At 63.2% G+C, this 15,179-nt stretch carries 8 protein-coding genes and 3 pseudogenes; 2 read left to right on the top strand and 9 right to left on the bottom strand.

What is annotated here, in order from left to right:
- Positions 1-245: 245 nt before the first annotated feature.
- On the bottom strand, positions 246-3,638 hold the full coding sequence (locus ORI27_RS12415; protein ID WP_265997323.1) for a pyruvate carboxylase: 3,393 nt from the start codon (positions 3,636-3,638) through the stop codon (positions 246-248).
- A gap of 527 nt (positions 3,639-4,165) precedes the next feature.
- On the opposite strand from ORI27_RS12415, the pseudogene ORI27_RS33120 reads away from it, so the two are divergent.
- Together ORI27_RS33120 and ORI27_RS12405 are read left to right on the top strand one after the other, a co-directional pair.
- A pseudogene (locus tag ORI27_RS33120) lies at positions 4,166-4,712 on the top strand (class I SAM-dependent methyltransferase); the annotation flags it as partial.
- A gap of 246 nt (positions 4,713-4,958) precedes the next feature.
- Positions 4,959-6,196: pseudogene (locus tag ORI27_RS12405) on the top strand (IS256 family transposase).
- Positions 6,197-6,566: 370 nt separating this feature from the next.
- Here ORI27_RS12405 and ORI27_RS12400 read toward each other — a convergent pair.
- The 8 genes and pseudogenes from ORI27_RS12400 to ORI27_RS12365 all read right to left on the bottom strand — a co-directional run.
- Positions 6,567-7,511, bottom strand: a complete 945-nt coding sequence (locus ORI27_RS12400; protein WP_265997326.1) for an LLM class flavin-dependent oxidoreductase — start codon at positions 7,509-7,511, stop codon at positions 6,567-6,569.
- 150 nt (positions 7,512-7,661) lie between these two features.
- Entirely contained in the window at positions 7,662-8,762 is a 1,101-nt protein-coding gene (locus ORI27_RS12395) for a phosphotransferase (RefSeq protein ID WP_266073952.1), read from the bottom strand.
- A gap of 53 nt (positions 8,763-8,815) precedes the next feature.
- The gene (locus ORI27_RS12390; protein WP_265997328.1) at positions 8,816-9,334 is read right to left on the bottom strand and encodes an FAS1-like dehydratase domain-containing protein; all 519 of its coding nucleotides are present in this window, start codon (positions 9,332-9,334) and stop codon (positions 8,816-8,818) included.
- Positions 9,335-9,386: 52 nt separating this feature from the next.
- Positions 9,387-10,211, bottom strand: a complete 825-nt coding sequence (locus ORI27_RS12385; protein WP_265997329.1) for an enoyl-CoA hydratase/isomerase family protein — start codon at positions 10,209-10,211, stop codon at positions 9,387-9,389.
- A gap of 55 nt (positions 10,212-10,266) precedes the next feature.
- Complete coding sequence (locus ORI27_RS12380) at positions 10,267-11,058, bottom strand: enoyl-CoA hydratase-related protein (RefSeq protein WP_265997330.1); 792 nt, start codon at positions 11,056-11,058, stop codon at positions 10,267-10,269.
- 33 nt (positions 11,059-11,091) lie between these two features.
- Positions 11,092-12,540, bottom strand: coding sequence for a class I adenylate-forming enzyme family protein (locus tag ORI27_RS12375; RefSeq protein ID WP_265997331.1), 1,449 nt, complete (start codon positions 12,538-12,540; stop codon positions 11,092-11,094).
- Between the two features lie 945 nt (positions 12,541-13,485).
- Entirely contained in the window at positions 13,486-14,241 is a 756-nt protein-coding gene (istB, locus tag ORI27_RS12370; protein ID WP_265997332.1) for an IS21-like element helper ATPase IstB, read from the bottom strand.
- A gap of 50 nt (positions 14,242-14,291) precedes the next feature.
- Positions 14,292-15,071, bottom strand: a pseudogene (locus ORI27_RS12365) (Mu transposase domain-containing protein); the annotation flags it as partial.
- Positions 15,072-15,179: the final 108 nt, after the last annotated feature.

Raw genomic sequence — 15,179 nt, 5'->3', positions numbered from 1 at the left:
GTGAGAAGTAATCCCGAGATCTGCGGGACGTCAGTATGAGTGTTGGACGGCAGGGCGCATTGTCCGCCCATGCACGCTGTGGTAGTCAGGCACGCCCGGGGACCCGAGAGCGCCGAGGCCGATGTCGTGCGCTTCGGAACTTTCCTTGCCCTGCCAAGGAGCGGCGGCCCCGATGTTCGATAACGAGGGGTGGTACCCAGCCTGGGACGCCCGTCGGCCGCCGGCCGTGCCGGCGACGATGCGGGTCAGCCGATCACCACCAGCAGGTCGCCACCTTCCACCTGGGCGGTGGTGCCGACCGCGACCCGGTTGACAGTGCCGGCCTTGGGTGCGGTGATCGCCGCCTCCATCTTCATCGCCTCGATGGTGGCGATGGTCTGCCCGGCGGCGACCTCGTCACCGACGGCCACCACGACGGTGACGACGCCAGCGAAGGGCGCCGCGACATCGTCGGGGTTGGCCCGGTCGGCCTTCTCGGCGGTGGGCACGGTCTCGCCGATGCTGCGGTCGCGCACCGCCACCGGCCGCAGCTGACCGTTGATGATGCACATCACCGTGCGCATGCCGCGCTCGTCGGGATCGGAGATGGCCTCCAGCCCGATCAGCAGTTCGACACCACGCTCGAGCTGCACCCGATGCTCCTCGCCGTAGCGCAGCCCGTAGAAGAACTGGTTGGCGGTCAGCCGTGAGGTGTCGCCGTACTGTTCGCGATGGGCTTCCAATTCCCTTGCGGGACCGGGGAACAACAGTCGGTTCAGCGTGGCTTGCCGCTTCGGTCCGGCCAGGTGCAAGGTGGCCTCGTCCTCGGCCGTGACCTCGTCGACCGGTTTCTCCGACGGCCGGCCGGCCAGCGCCTTGGTGCGCAGCGGCTCCGGCCAGCCGCCCGGCGGGTCGCCCAGTTCACCGCGCAGGAAGCCGATCACCGAGTCGGGGATGTCATAGCGCGCCGGGTCGGCGGCGAACTCGTCGGCGCTCACACCCGCACCCAGCAGAGCCAGGGCGAGGTCGCCGACCACCTTGCTCGACGGGGTGACCTTGACCAGCCGGCCGAGGATGCGGTCGGCGGCGGCGTAGTTTTCCTCGATCTCCTCGAACCGGTCACCGAAACCCAGCGCGATCGCCTGCTGACGCAGGTTCGACAGTTGGCCGCCCGGGATCTCGTGGCTGTACACCCGGCCGGTGGGAGAAGAAGGACCGGATGCGGCAACATCAAAGGGAGCGTACACCTTTCGCAGCGCCTCCCAGTACGGCTCCACGTCACAGACAGCCGACAGCGACAACCCGGTGTCGTACTCGGTGTGCGCGGCCGCGGCCACGATCGAGCTGAGCGCCGGCTGGCTGGTGGTTCCGGCCAGCGGTGCCGCCGCCCCGTCGACCGCGTCCGCGCCGGACATCCAGGCCGCGACGTAGGTGGCCAGCTGCCCACCGGGGGTGTCGTGGGTGTGCACGTGCACCGGCAGGTCGAAGCGGCTGCGCAGCGCGCCCACCAACCGCTGGGCGGCCGGCACCCGGAGCAACCCGGCCATGTCCTTGATGGCCAGCACGTGCGCACCGGCGTCGACGATCTGCTCGGCCAGCTTGAGGTAGTAGTCCAGGGTGTAGATGTTCTCGGCCGGGTCGGCCAGGTCGCCGGTGTAACTCATCGCGACTTCGGCGACCGCCGTTCCGGTTTCGCGTACCGCGTCGATGGCGGACCGCATCGACTCGACGTTGTTGAGCGCGTCGAAGATCCGGAATATGTCGATACCAGTCGCGGTCGCCTCCTCGACGAACGCCGAGGTGACCACCTCCGGATAGGGCGTGTAGCCGACGGTGTTGCGGCCGCGAAGCAACATCTGCAGACAGATGTTGGGCATCGCCTCGCGCAGGGCGGACAGCCGCTCCCACGGGTCTTCCTTCAAGAACCGCAGTCCCACATCGTAAGTCGCGCCGCCCCAGCACTCGATCGACAGAAGCTGCGGGGTCATCCTGGCGATATAGGGGGCGATCTCCAGCAGACCGGTGGAGCGCAGCCGGGTGGCCAGCAGCGACTGGTGCGCGTCACGGAACGTCGTGTCGGTGACGGCCAGCGCCGGCGACTCCCGCAGCCAGCGCGCGAATCCCTCCGGGCCAAGTTCCTCGAGGCGCTGCTTAGATCCCGACGGCGGCGGCGCGGTGAGATCGACAGCGGGCAGCTTGTCACACGGATACACAGTCGACGGCCGCGGGCCGTGTGGTTGGTTGACGGTGACGTCGGCAAGGAAGCTGAGGATCTTGGTGCCGCGGTCGGCCGACGATCGCGATGTCAACAACTGCGGACGCTCGTCGATGAACGACGTGGTGATCCGACCGGCCTGGAAGTCGGGATCATCCAGAACCGCCTGCAGGAACGGGATGTTGGTGGACACGCCGCGAATGCGGAACTCAGCGACCGCGCGCCGGGCCCGATTGACGGCGGTGGAGAAGTCCCGGCCCCGGCAGGTCAGCTTGACCAGCATCGAGTCGAAGTGGGCGCTGATCTCCGCGCCCAGATGGGTCCCGCCGTCCAGGCGGATACCGGCGCCGCCCGGCGAGCGGTAGGCGGTGATCCGCCCGGTGTCCGGCCGAAATCCGTTGGCCGGGTCCTCGGTGGTGATCCGGCATTGCAGCGCCGCTCCGTGCGGCTGGATCGCCTCCTGGGACAGACCGAGATCGGCCAGCGTCTCCCCCGAGGCGATCCGCAGCTGCGCCGACACCAGATCGACGTCGGTGATCTCCTCGGTCACGGTGTGCTCCACCTGGATCCGGGGATTCATCTCGATGAACACATGCCGGCCACGCTCGTCGAGCAGGAACTCGACGGTGCCCGCGCAGCTGTAGCCGATCTGGCGGGCGAACGCCACGGCGTCGGCGCAAATCTGTTCGCGCAGAGCGGGATCCAGGTTGGGTGCCGGGGCCAGCTCGATGACCTTCTGGTGGCGACGCTGCACACTGCAATCGCGCTCGTAGAGGTGGATGACGTTGCCGTAGGTGTCGGCAAGGATCTGCACCTCGATGTGGCGTGGATTCACCACGGCTTGTTCGAGGAACACCGTTGGATCCCCGAACGCAGATTCGGCCTCGCGACTGGCCGCCTCGATCGCTTCGGGCAGCACCGCCGGGTCGGCCACCCGGCGCATACCCCGCCCACCGCCGCCGGCGACAGCCTTGACGAACAACGGGAATTGCATGGTCTGGGCGGCTTCGACCAGCTCCTCCACCGACGACGACGGTGCCGACGAAGCAAGCACCGGCAGGCCGGCCGCACCGGCCGCCGCGATGGCGCTCACCTTGTGGCCGGTGAGCTCCAAGATCGCCGCGTCGGGCCCGATGAACGTGATGCCCGAGGCGGCACACGCCGCGGCGAGTTGGGGGTTCTCCGAGACGAACCCGTAACCGGGATAGATCGCGTCGGCGCCGCACGCCAACGCGGTGTCGACGATCTCGTCGACCGACAGGTACGCGCGCACCGGATGCCCGATGTCGCCGATCTGATAGGACTCGTCGGCCTTGAGCCGGTGCAGAGAATTGCGATCCTCGTAGGGGTAGACGGCCACCGTGCCGATGCCCATCTCATAGGCGGCGCGGAAAGCGCGGACCGCGATCTCACCACGATTGGCGACGAGAACCTTGGAGATCACACGAGCCTGCCCGAAGACTCGTCGCGCAATCTCCCCGCTGCCTGTCCACGAAGAGAAGAGATCAGGGCGAATGGGTAAGTCGGTTGACTCAGATCACAGTTAGGGGGCCTCGACCTCCGGTCAAACACGCCGATTGAGCAGCTCTCAGGATCGGACCCAACAACTATTCGGGGAATTCGCTCGGCGTTGGACATCAGCGACCTGGCAGACGATCCAACAAGCATATTCGAACTCAATTTTATTCATACCCCTTGAATTACCTCGAGATCGCCTGTCGAGGTGAACCCCGACGATGCGCATCCGTCACCCTCTTGAGCGGCGAGGCTGGTCCAGCACCCAAGATCGTCAACGCGAACTTTCCGCATCATATAGTACATTAATACATCGAATTGGATGAGCAACCTCGAACGGGCCGTCAACCATGAGAACGCGATGGTGGTGGAGTCATGACTGTGCGACGAAGAGACCACGGCGATGCGGTCAGGCGTTTTTGGAACTTTGCCTAGCACGCATACGATTTCGAATATCTGCAGAACCGGCTTTGTCGTCCCGCACAAGATGAGGTGATCGCGGTCCTGGAGTCCCACGGCGCTCGCAGGATCGCTGATGTCCGTTGCGACACGGGGATACTAGCCAACCGCATCCAGCGTGAGCTGCATCCCGACGAGGCCTACGGGCTCGATGTATCCGAAGGCATGATCGACGAGGCACGACAGCGTTTTTCACTGGTGCAGTGGTGCATAAGTCCCGCTGAGCAGCTGCCCTTCACCGACGGAACTCTGAACGGTGTCGTGACGACCTCGGCATTTCAGTTCTTCAACCAAGCGGCCGCGTTGCAAGAATTCTACCGGGTAGTTGCTCCGCAAGGGCTCGCGATCGTCGCAGTAGTCAGCCCCAGCGCCCTCTGATTCGGCGTCTATCACCCGACGCCTTGTCGAGTCCTTTGCACCTTCCTTCCCCACCGCAGGTTCGGAAGTTATTCGGAGAGGCGGGCTTCTCCGTCATCAGCAGCGCCGCGTGGGTCGATCCCCGTGGATGAAGGTCTTGCCCAAGACGATCGCGGTCGGAACCAAGGCACCGTCACTCTCCACGGCACCTAATCGTCTCCGACTTAGCAATGTCCGCCTCGCAGAGGGGCACCTGGGTTCTTTGCGCCAATCCGACTCAGGGTAAGTCCCCTGGCGTGGTGGGGTTTCGGAATCCGGTGTCGACGGTGCCGGACCTATTGCCGGGTGTGTCGCTGATGGTGCCGGGGTGGGCCATCGCGTAGTGGTCAGTGAGTTACCGACCAAAGTGACTCACGATAGGACACACGACGCGATGACCCATGATCATTCTGCCCTGCTTGCCCAGCTCGATGCGCTGAAGTCCGCCGATGCTTCGGCGGTGTTCGCCGAGCTGATCCGCGCCGGGCTGCAGGCCTTGATCGAGGCCGAAGCCACCGCCACGATCGGCGCCGGCCGCTACCAGCGCACTGAGGGCCGTGCCGTGCACCGCAACGGGCACCGACCGAAAACGGTGTCGACCACCTCGGGTGACATCGAGGTGCAGATCCCCAAGCTGCGGGCCGGGTCGTTCTTTCCGTCGCTGCTGGAGCGGCGGCGCCGCATCGATCGGGCGCTGCATGCTGTGATCATGGAGGCCTACGTCCATGGCGTTTCGACCCGCAGCGTCGATGACCTGGTGGCCGCGATGGGCGTCGAGGCGGGGGTGTCCAAATCCGAGGTGTCACGGATTTGCGTCGGCCTGGACAAAGAGATCGAGGCGTTTCGCACCCGCAGCTTGGCCCATACCGAGTTCCCGTACATCTTCTGCGATGCGACCTTCTGCAAGGTCCGTATCGGGGCGCACGTCGTGTCTCAGGCCCTCGTGGTGGCCACCGGGGTGTCCATTGACGGCACCCGCGAAGTCCTGGGCACCGCCGTTGGTGACAGTGAGTCCTATGAGTTCTGGCGCGAATTCCTGGCGTCGCTGAAAGCGCGCGGGCTCACCGGGGGGCATCGGGTCATCTCTGATGCTCATGCTGGTCTGAAAACTTCTGTGGCACCACAGTTCACGAACTCATCGTGGCAGCGGTGTCGGGTGCACTTCATGCGTAACCTGCACACCGCCGTCGCGGCCAAGCATGCCCCGGCGGTGACCGCGGCGGTCAAGACCATCTTCGCCCACACCGACCCCATCGAGGTCGCCGCCCAGTGGGACCGCGTCGCCGACACCCTGGCCGCCAGCTTCCCGAAAGTGGCCGCGATGATGTCTGAGGCCAAGACCGATGTGCTGGCGTTCACCGCGTTCCCGCGGGCGCATTGGCAGAAGATCTGGTCGAACAATCCCATATCGAGCGGCTCAACAAGGAGATCAAGCGCCGCGCCGATGTCGTGGAGATCTTCCCCAACCCGGCAGCGTTCCTGCGGCTGGCGACCGCGGTGGTCATCGAAGCCCACGACGAATGGCAGGTCACCCGCCGCTATCTCTCCGATGTCTCCATGGACGAATTACGCACCGTCATCGCCACTAAACACGCCGCTGCAGCACTTGCCAAACAACACCAAATCACCTAGCGTTCAACATGACTCGTTGATCGCAACGCGTGAACCACGCCAGATCCGAATTCCACCACTCCCCGGGACGCTATCCCGACTCAGTCCCCCGCGCGCGGATGACCGGCAGGCGGTGCAGTCTTGCTTTCCCGCCGCAAGCGTGCCCACACATGCCAACCCACATTGCAGCGCGACTTTTAGGGTAGTGAGCCCGTCGGCCCAACCGAGCCACCGGGAGTTGGACTGGGGGGTTGCGTCTCAGCTATGTGACCCAGCCCTGGTGGCGTGCCAGATATCCTGCAATCAGGAGATTCGAACCACTCTCCACATTGGCTGGGCAAGCTTCAGCTGACAGCTATGACAGCTAATGGAAGTACCGAAGACGGTACGCTTACGGTGCGCCGAGAATGGTGGCAACCTCGGCGCTCAGCTTGATCAAGTTGCTCGGATCGTCGGCGACGCCGTTCAGCAGCACATCGTCGAAACCGAGTTCGAGGTAAGGAGCTATCGCTTCCGCCACATCTTCCGGTGTTCCGCACGGTGTATACTGCTCGAACCTGGTGAACGGAATCTTGTACAGATCTTCCATCACCGGCGCGACGAGTGACTGGGCATGCTGGCGCGACGGCCCGAAGCCGCACCACACCATCAGCGCATTCCGGTTTGGTATCTGTGTCCGACCGCATGCCGCAGCGTGATCGGCAATCGTCGCCAGAGCCGCTCTGGCGCGTTCGACCGAGGTCCATATCGCTATCCACCCGTCGGCGTCGCGGGCGACCCGGCGTAAGGCCGCGTCCGAGCGCCCACCCACCAGAACGGGTACCGGTGGATTTGGCACCGGCCGGATGGTGGCTTCGGGAATGTCGACGAATTCGTCGTGCACGCTGACCGTCTCGCCAGCCATGAGAGACCTGACGACAGCGAGGTGAGAGTCAAGTCGGCGTCCGCGTGTATGCGGGTCCACTCCGCAGATCTCCAATTCATGGGGGTCTTCGCCGCCGAGTCCGACACCGAAGACGAAGCGATCCTTGGCAACTGCCGCTAGCGAACTAATCGCTCGTGCAACGGGAACGGGGTGGCGAAGCGCCAACAGATAGACCGCCGTCCATACTGTGAGCCGCTGGCTCGCAGCGACCACGGCCGTAGCTTCGATGAGTCCTTCATAGCCGGAGCCGTTGTGAAAGCTGATGTGGTCTCCGGTGAATACGCCCTCGATTGGCGTCATCTCGACGCGAGCAACCCAGTCACGCAGGGCGGAGGCTCCGCTGGTCAGGGAACCACGCGGAGTGCGGATTACGACCCTTGGTGTCGGCAATCTTGGCTCGTTATTGTCCATTCGACTTTCGATGTTCGCAACTCCCGACGAGGCGGCGGGTTCAGGTGGGCGTCGGATCTGCGCGATGTTGGGCACCTCATGCCGGCATTGATGACGGCCACCCTTGCGAGGACTCTGGGCGCGGGTCTCTAGTGAGAACCATAGCCGGCCTCACCCCAGGCCGAGTGAAGTGAACATTTTGAGGTCGTCGGCTGCGATGGCGAATCGCGTCAGATACGGTTCGTTAACCTCGTCGGGCTGGAAATCCTCTGGATTCACCAGCCAAACCATCAAGCCCCAGGCGAGGTAGCGCCGGTACTCGAGCCACGCCTCATCGAAATCGGGTGCGTCGACGCCATATTCCTCAAGCTGAGCAAGATAGTGCTTCAACAAATCTTCTTCGCTGTTTCGACGATCGGCGACATCGAGTGCCGTGACGATGGCGTACGTGACATCGTGCGCCCAGCGTCCGCGGCGCAAGATCTGCCAGTCGAACAGCCCTGGCGTGCCGTCCTTCTCGAAGAACATGTTGCCTATGTGCGGGTCGCCGTGCAAGAGGCAGGACGGCGTAGAGGCCATCAAGGCCTGCAGGGCCCACAACGCGTCATTGAGGGCTTTTGGGTTGGCGATGTTGCAGGGGACTGCCGCAGCGCGGGGACGATCGAGATAGGATGCGACAACTTCCGGCGTGTGCGCCCGGAAGTAGGCTTCCATGGGACTGCCATAGTCGAGGGGCAGCTGGAGCCAGCTGAGTTCCCACAACTTTGGATCAGCCCACCATGCCGCGTGCAGCCGCGCCAAGCCAGTCAAGATCTTTCGCATGGTGTCGATGCTGACCGGACGGGTTGAGTAGCCGAAGGTGGCACCGCGACCATCGAGGTCTTCGATCAAGATCACCCCGCGCTTTGCCGATTCATCACAGGCTGCGAAGTAGCACTGCGGCGCGTTCACCGGCAGTTCTCCTCGCAAGTCGCGGTAAAAGCGAGCTTCGGCAGCGTACAGGTCAAGCTGACCCATAGCGTCACTATGGGGTTCGTACCCCGCCTTCACCCACAAGCGATCGGGAAGTGACGCGGCGGCAGTCGAATCGTCGTACTGAAGGGCTAGACGGGCCATGGTGGACGTGCCGTGTACCTCTTTGTCAATCGTCACTGACTTGACGACGACGCGTCCCCGTTCCCCTGACAGGACCCCCGACAACCATTCCGGGGTCACATCTTTGAGGGACTCAGGAAGTTTCGGCCCCGATACTTCAATTACGTTGTTCATCATTTCCTTCCTTCCCCCGAACGCTCCGTCTCAAGCCTTCCCCCGAACGCTCCGTCTCAAGAGTGCGGCGCCGCATCTCTGAAGTCGCTTCCGCGAATCAACCTGACCGGTACATAGGTCAACACCTCTTCGTCGCGTTGGTTGCGAACGCTGATCCGGCTGGTGACAACCCCGCGTTCCCCAGATCTGGCGGCGCGACTTTCAGTTACTTCGACTATCGCATGTATCGTGTCGCCAACGTAGACTGGCTGGCGCACATACAACTCCATGGCCATGAAGGCAAGTCCCGTGCCATGTAATACGTTGGTCTGCAGGACAAGTCCCTCGGCGACGCAGTAGGTCAACGCTCCTGGAACGAGTCGCCCCGTGTAGCCGCCTTCGGCGGCGTGTGTCGACTCCCAGAACAAGGGCTCTGTGAAGCCGCCCCAGGTCACGAAGTTGACAAGGTCGGTCTCGGTGATCGTTCGCCGCGCGGTCTTGAACCGTTGACCCACTCGCATTTCTTCCCATGTGAGGCCCTTGACGAACGGTTCAACTTCATCGGAGCGAGGGCTGGCCGGTACATTCTTGTCCACGAACAATCTCCAGATCGATCAACTAGTTGGGGTGGTGGGCCGACGCGGCGCGTTAGCCCGATGGCGGAGTCGGCGCGTCGTTCAGCACGGCAAAGTTGGGTTTGCGCTTCTCCCGGTGCGACGTCAGTCCTTCGACCACATCTGGTCCGCCGAAGCCGAAGAACTCCAGGCCGAGCGCGGCATCGAAGATCGGCCCGGCCGAGCGATACCAGTTGTTCAGCGCATACTTAGTTCCTCTGATGGCATGTGCGGAACCAGAGGCGAGTTGGCGAGCGATGTCTCCCGCGACCAATTCCACCTCATCATCCGGGACGCACTTCGAGACAAGGCCGATTCTCTCCGCTTCTTCACCGGTCAGCGGCTCGCATGTCAGCAAGTAATACTTGGCCTTCGCCATGCCGCAGAGCAGCGGCCAACAGATCGCTGCGTGGTCACCTGCGGCCACGCCGAGGCGTGTGTGACCATCTACGATACGCGCCGTGCGGCCTGCGACAGAGATGTCGGCCATCATCGCGATGACAAGGCCGGCACCAACCGCTGGCCCGGTGATCGCGGAAACCACAGGTTTTGAGCAGTTGATCATCCCGTAGACCATGTCTCGCGCCTCCCGCATCACCCGTGCGCGAACGGTGTGTTGCGCGGCCATCTGCTCAATCGAGTCGAACGTACCGCCGGCGGAAAAGGCTTTCCCTGCGCCCTGAACGAGAACAACTTGCGCCGTTGGGTCTCGGTCTATTACCGGCCAGACGTCGGCTAGATCGCGATGCATTTGCGGCCCTACCGCGTTGAGGTTCGGTGCGTCGAGGACAACGCGCAAGACCCCATGGTCTGGGCGGTCGAACTTCAAGCTCGGGAACTCCGTGGCGTACTCGGTCATTCTCTTCTCCGGGATTGTCGGGCCAGTCGATGCGGAGGAACTCCTGATCCAACGATCAAAAGTAAACCGTGCGGTATGGAGCGAACTCAGGCGGTCGCTTCTCAACGAGGCTGCGCACACCTTCCTGGAAATCGGGTTGCCGCTTGGCGATCGGTAGAAGCTGCTGAGCCCGCACCCGTGAGTTCTCCAAAGACGTATCCCAGTCGCTCCAAAGCTGGTGCTTGACCATAGCCATCGCGGTCGGGGACACGTTCCGTGCGAGATCAGATGCGTAGTCCATCGTCCGAGCCAACAGCTCATCGGGTTCGAAAAGCCGCTGAACCAGACCCATTTCGTAGGCCTCCTCGGCTGTGAAGACTCGTCCGGAAAGGAGCAGATCCATCGCACGCCCGTGCCCGACGAGACGTGCCAGCGTCCAGGAGGAGCCATCTTCCGCAGGTAAACCCCGCCGTGAGAAGGCCCAGCTCAACTTTGCTCCCGCTGCGGCGAACCGTAGATCGCAGAGAGTTGCCTGCACCATTCCGACACCGGCACATCCACCATTGATGGCCGCGATCACGGGCTTTGGAATCGTGGTGGCGACGGTCGCTGGACGGCGGTTGTCTGCGAACGTCGAACCAGATCTTATTTCGTCGAGGATCGCCTTGTCCAAGCCGGGACAGAATGACTTTCCTTCTCCGGTCACGATGATGACCCGAACGTCGTCGTCGACTGCCGCCCTGTCCAGCCCCGCATAATACGCCTGCTCCATCGAGATACTCCAGGCATTGTTACGGTCCGGCCGATTGAACGTGAGTGTGCAGACACCTGCGGCCACTTCGTAACGGACAGTCTGCTTTTCAGTCATGGTGTCAATCCTTTGAGATCATGTCTTTGCGACTTATGGATTTGACGGGGAACGAGTGGCGCTGCCTTCGGAAAGTAGGCGGCGCATTATCTTCCCCGCATGATTCCGAGGAAGTGAGGTAACGAATTCCCAGTCGCTCGGAACTTTGAACCCAGCAAGGTGCTCACGGGCAAAGGCCCGCAAGGAGTCTGGCGAAGGGGGGTCAGTTTGATCGGCCGCAACTACGAATGCCTTGACCGTCTCGCCGAGACGTCGGTCTGGCACCCCGATAACAGCCACATCCGCGACGCCGGGATGCTTCGCGAGCACCTGTTCGACCTCGATCGGATACACATTTTCACCGCCACGGACGATCTTGTCGCCAAGACGACCGCGCAGGTATAGATAGCCGTCCGCCGCTAACCTCCCTATGTCACCGGTGTGAAGCCACCCCTCGTCGTCGACATGCACGAAGTGCTCAGCACGAGCGAGGACTTCACCGAGCCCATTGACATCCGGATCCTGAATACGTAGCTCTACTCCGGGCACAGCACGTCCGACCGACGACAGCAGGCTTGTCTCACCCGCAACGGCGCGCCGATGGTCTTCCGGACTGAGGTAAGTAATTGGACTTCCTTCGGTTTGACCGAACATGTTCAACAGCCGCACGTTCGGCACCGTCTCGACCGTCCGGCGGAGGGTATCCGGATGAATCGGTGCAGCACCGTACTGGATTACCTGCAACGTCCCTGCGCGAAGTTCGCCCGATTCCAGCAGCATTTCGATCATTGTCGGGACGAGTTGTGCATGTGTGACGGCCACATTAGCCAGAGCTCGCCACGCTTGAACTCTGAATCGCGGAAAGGGTACGAGAGTGGCGCCTACTGCCAGCCCCACAAGAAGGTTCCCGACACCGCCGACATGATGGAAGGGCGAAGCGGTCAGATAGGTGCTTCGCTCGCTGAGTTCCATGAGCTGCGAACTCACCAACGCTCGCCTCAATACATGGCGGTCGCGGTAGAGCACAGGTTTCGGCATCCCAGTGGTGCCCGAGGTGTGTATCAAGATCACCGGGTCGTTCTCGGCCTGGCTGGTCCAGAGCTTTCGCCCGCTCTCGGGGAGGGGTGGGAGCGTCGCGGCGGCGCAGCCGATATCGCGAGCAACCCGCGCGGCGACCTCGCTCGCCTGTTGCTCGGCCACGATCACCCCGACTCCGAGTGGGCCTGCGCACTGCGCGATCTCGCGCGGTGTTAGTCGGGGTCCCAACGGGGCGAGTACTCTGCCCGATCCAACGGCGCCGATGAGTAGCGCCAGCGAGTCCGCGCGGTTCGAAATCAGTGCGGGGACATATCCTCCGACTGGGATGTCAAGATCATCGAGCCAGTCGGCGGCCGCCGCAGCACGACTAAGCAGCTCTCGTCCGGACATCGTCGATCCTTCGGACGCAACCTTCGGACGATCACTGTCATAAGCCGCAGTGACCATGCCCAGCCAGCTCGTCACACCAGACCTCTCCACTCAAACAAGAACGCCGTCACTATATAGTTTGATCTTTGAACTGTATAGTCCGGGATCGGGGGCGCGCTCGTAGCAGCGAAGTCGTTGACCATCGGCACAGAGAGAGGGCGTGGGGTGGATAGGCGTAATTTCACTCGGGCCGCTATCACTACGGCAGTCGGCCAACAATCGAAGAGAGCGAGCAGCCCCGGTGTCCGATCCAGCAACCTACGTGCCTCGATAGCCGCCACTGCCGTGTTGACGGTCATGTTCGCTTACCCGGCAACGGTTTCCGCAGCACCCGATGAAGCACAGGACCTGACGTGCTCCTACACCCTGACTCTGCCGCAACGGATCGAACTTCCCATGGGCGGTGCGGCCGTGACGGCCACTTTGTCCGTCCGATCCTGTCGCGGGTCAATCCAGCCGACTCGAGTCACTGTCTGTGTCGCAACTGAAGGAGTTCAGACGCAGTGCGGGACGGAGTTTGCCTGGAACGCAGCCCAAGTGACGTTCACACCAGCGCGGTCCGGCGCGGTCTACACCGCAACGGGTACCGCTTGGGCGATCGGTGGGACTCCTCCGCACAGCATCACTGTCAGTGTAGGGCCAACCTCCGCGACCCTCTAACTACCGGCCGCTTGTTCAGTAGAGCAGGCCAAACGCAGACACGACAACGGCAGGATTGAATGCTACCGCCTCGCCACAGCGCCGCGAAATCCAGCGACACCGGCACGGTCTTGTACACCGTCGATCCATCCGAACCGATGTCGCCATTAGATCGCGGTCGCCGACCAGGTCATAAGGGTGCAGTCGTCTGCCAGCTGAAGTTGTTGGTCGACAGTAATGTTCGGCTGTCCACGGTCACGTAATTCCCCAGGGGCTGCCGTCACGTAATTCCCCAGGTTCAGGCGCTGCTGCGGTGAGCGTAGCGAACCGCTGAAGTGGGTGTCAGGTGGTCTTGGTGCCGGGTCGTTTCCGGGGTCGGTAGGACGGGCCGTCCATGAGGACTTGGTGGCTGGTGTTGATCAGTCGGTCGAGCAGCGATTCGGCCACGACCGGGTTCGGAAACAGCGGGTACCAGTCCTTCGGGGCCCGGTTGCTGGTCAGGATCAGGGGCTTGGCGGCGATGGCGCGGTCGGAGACCAGGTCGTAGAGGTCGTCGCTTTGGGTGGGGGTGTGCTCGCGCATCGCGAAATCGTCGACGATCAGGACCAGGGGGCGGGTGTATTCGCGCATGCGTTGTCCGATTGTGCGGTCGGCGTGGCCGCCGGCGAGGTCGGCGAGCATGCGGGAGCATTTGACGAAGCGGATGTCTCCGCCGCGGCGGGCTACTTGGTGCCCGAGTGCTTGTGCCACACGGGTTTTCCCGACGCCGACGGGACCGTAGAGGATGACCGACTCGCCGGCGTCGAGCCAGCGCAGCGCGGCCAGGTCGCGCAGCATCGCAGCAGGGAGCTTGGGGCTGACGGTGAAGTCGAAGTCCTCGAAAGTGTTGTGCTGTTCGAAGCGGGCGCGGCGGACCCGTCGGGCCAGGGCGGCGGTCTCGCGGCGGGCGATTTCGTCTTCGCAGAGCACCTGCAGGAATTCCAGGTGTCCGAGTTTCCCGTCGCGGGTTTGGGCCAGGCGGGCGTCGAGGGTATCGAGCATGCCGGTCAGTTTGAGGGTCTTCAGTGCGGCCCGCAGGCTGGGATCGTGAATTGTCATGACAATGTCCTTGGAGTCGAAGTGGTTGCAGTGGAGTGGTTTTGGTGCGCTCAGGCGCTGAGGTCGGTGTCGAACGCGTCAGGTCCGCGCAGCATCGCCGGTGGTGCTGGGACGACTGCGGGCGGGTCCTGGTCTGCTTCGGTGCCGGCGACCAGGATGCCTTTGACGGTGCGGTAGCTGGGGTCCCCGACTTGCAGTGCTCGTGTGCAGGCCGCGTCCAGGCGGCAATCGCCGTACTTCTCGCGCAGGCGGATGATCCCCTGGATGGCGCGGAGCCGGTGGATGGCGTTGACCGTGGACAGTTCGGCGACGACCGCGACGGCGCCGGGCCCGATCTGCTCGGCCTGGGTGCGACACCACGTCACGGTGCGCAGGGTGTGGGCGATCTTGTGTGGCGGGTAGTGCTCGAAGTTCGTCGAGCGGCCCGACAGGTGCAGCACGTGGGTCGCGACCACGGTCCCGCTGTGGAAGATCTGCACGACGTCACCAGCGGTGCGGGCGGTGACCTGCTGGCCGATCAGCCGCCACGGCACTGAGTACAGCGCCTTGCCGGACTTGACGTGGCAATCCGCGGCGACCCGCCCGATCGAGTAGACAACCGACTCAAACGCTCTGGGCGGCAACGGCATCAGTGCATCACGTTCGATCGCGGCGAACACCGATGCCGGTGTCTGCCCATCCAGGCCGCGGTGCTTGTGGACCCCGTATACCTCAGTGGACCACCTGATCGCCTCGGCCTGCATCTGTGCCAGCGAGGTGAACTCGCGGCCGGCGAAGAACGAGTCCCGAATGTAGGGCATCGGCCGCTCGATGCGGGGTTTGTCCTTCGGTTATCCGGCTAATCTTGGTGCGGTTTCTGCTGTTGAAGGTGGGTCTTCAGTCAGGTTTTGCTTTTCGTAGGCGGCGGATTTCTTCTTCGTGACGGCGCACGGTGGTGG

Origin of the sequence: Mycobacterium pinniadriaticum (assembly GCF_026242045.1) — a bacterium.
Lineage (GTDB): Bacteria > Actinomycetota > Actinomycetes > Mycobacteriales > Mycobacteriaceae > Mycobacterium > Mycobacterium pinniadriaticum.
The sequence above is the reverse complement of the archived record's forward strand: the minus strand, read 5'-3'. Positions and strand labels throughout refer to the sequence as shown.

What these genes read in the sequence shown, in the direction of transcription:
- ORI27_RS12380 (WP_265997330.1), bottom strand. Translation starts at nt 11,058, where the DNA reads ATGACTGAAAAGCAGACTGTCCGTTACGAAGTGGCCGCAGGTGTCTGC.
- ORI27_RS12400 (WP_265997326.1), bottom strand. Translation starts at nt 7,511, where the DNA reads ATGGACAATAACGAGCCAAGATTGCCGACACCAAGGGTCGTAATCCGC.
- ORI27_RS12395 (WP_266073952.1), bottom strand. Translation starts at nt 8,762, where the DNA reads ATGATGAACAACGTAATTGAAGTATCGGGGCCGAAACTTCCTGAGTCC.
- ORI27_RS12385 (WP_265997329.1), bottom strand. Translation starts at nt 10,211, where the DNA reads ATGACCGAGTACGCCACGGAGTTCCCGAGCTTGAAGTTCGACCGCCCA.
- istB (WP_265997332.1), bottom strand. Translation starts at nt 14,241, where the DNA reads ATGACAATTCACGATCCCAGCCTGCGGGCCGCACTGAAGACCCTCAAA.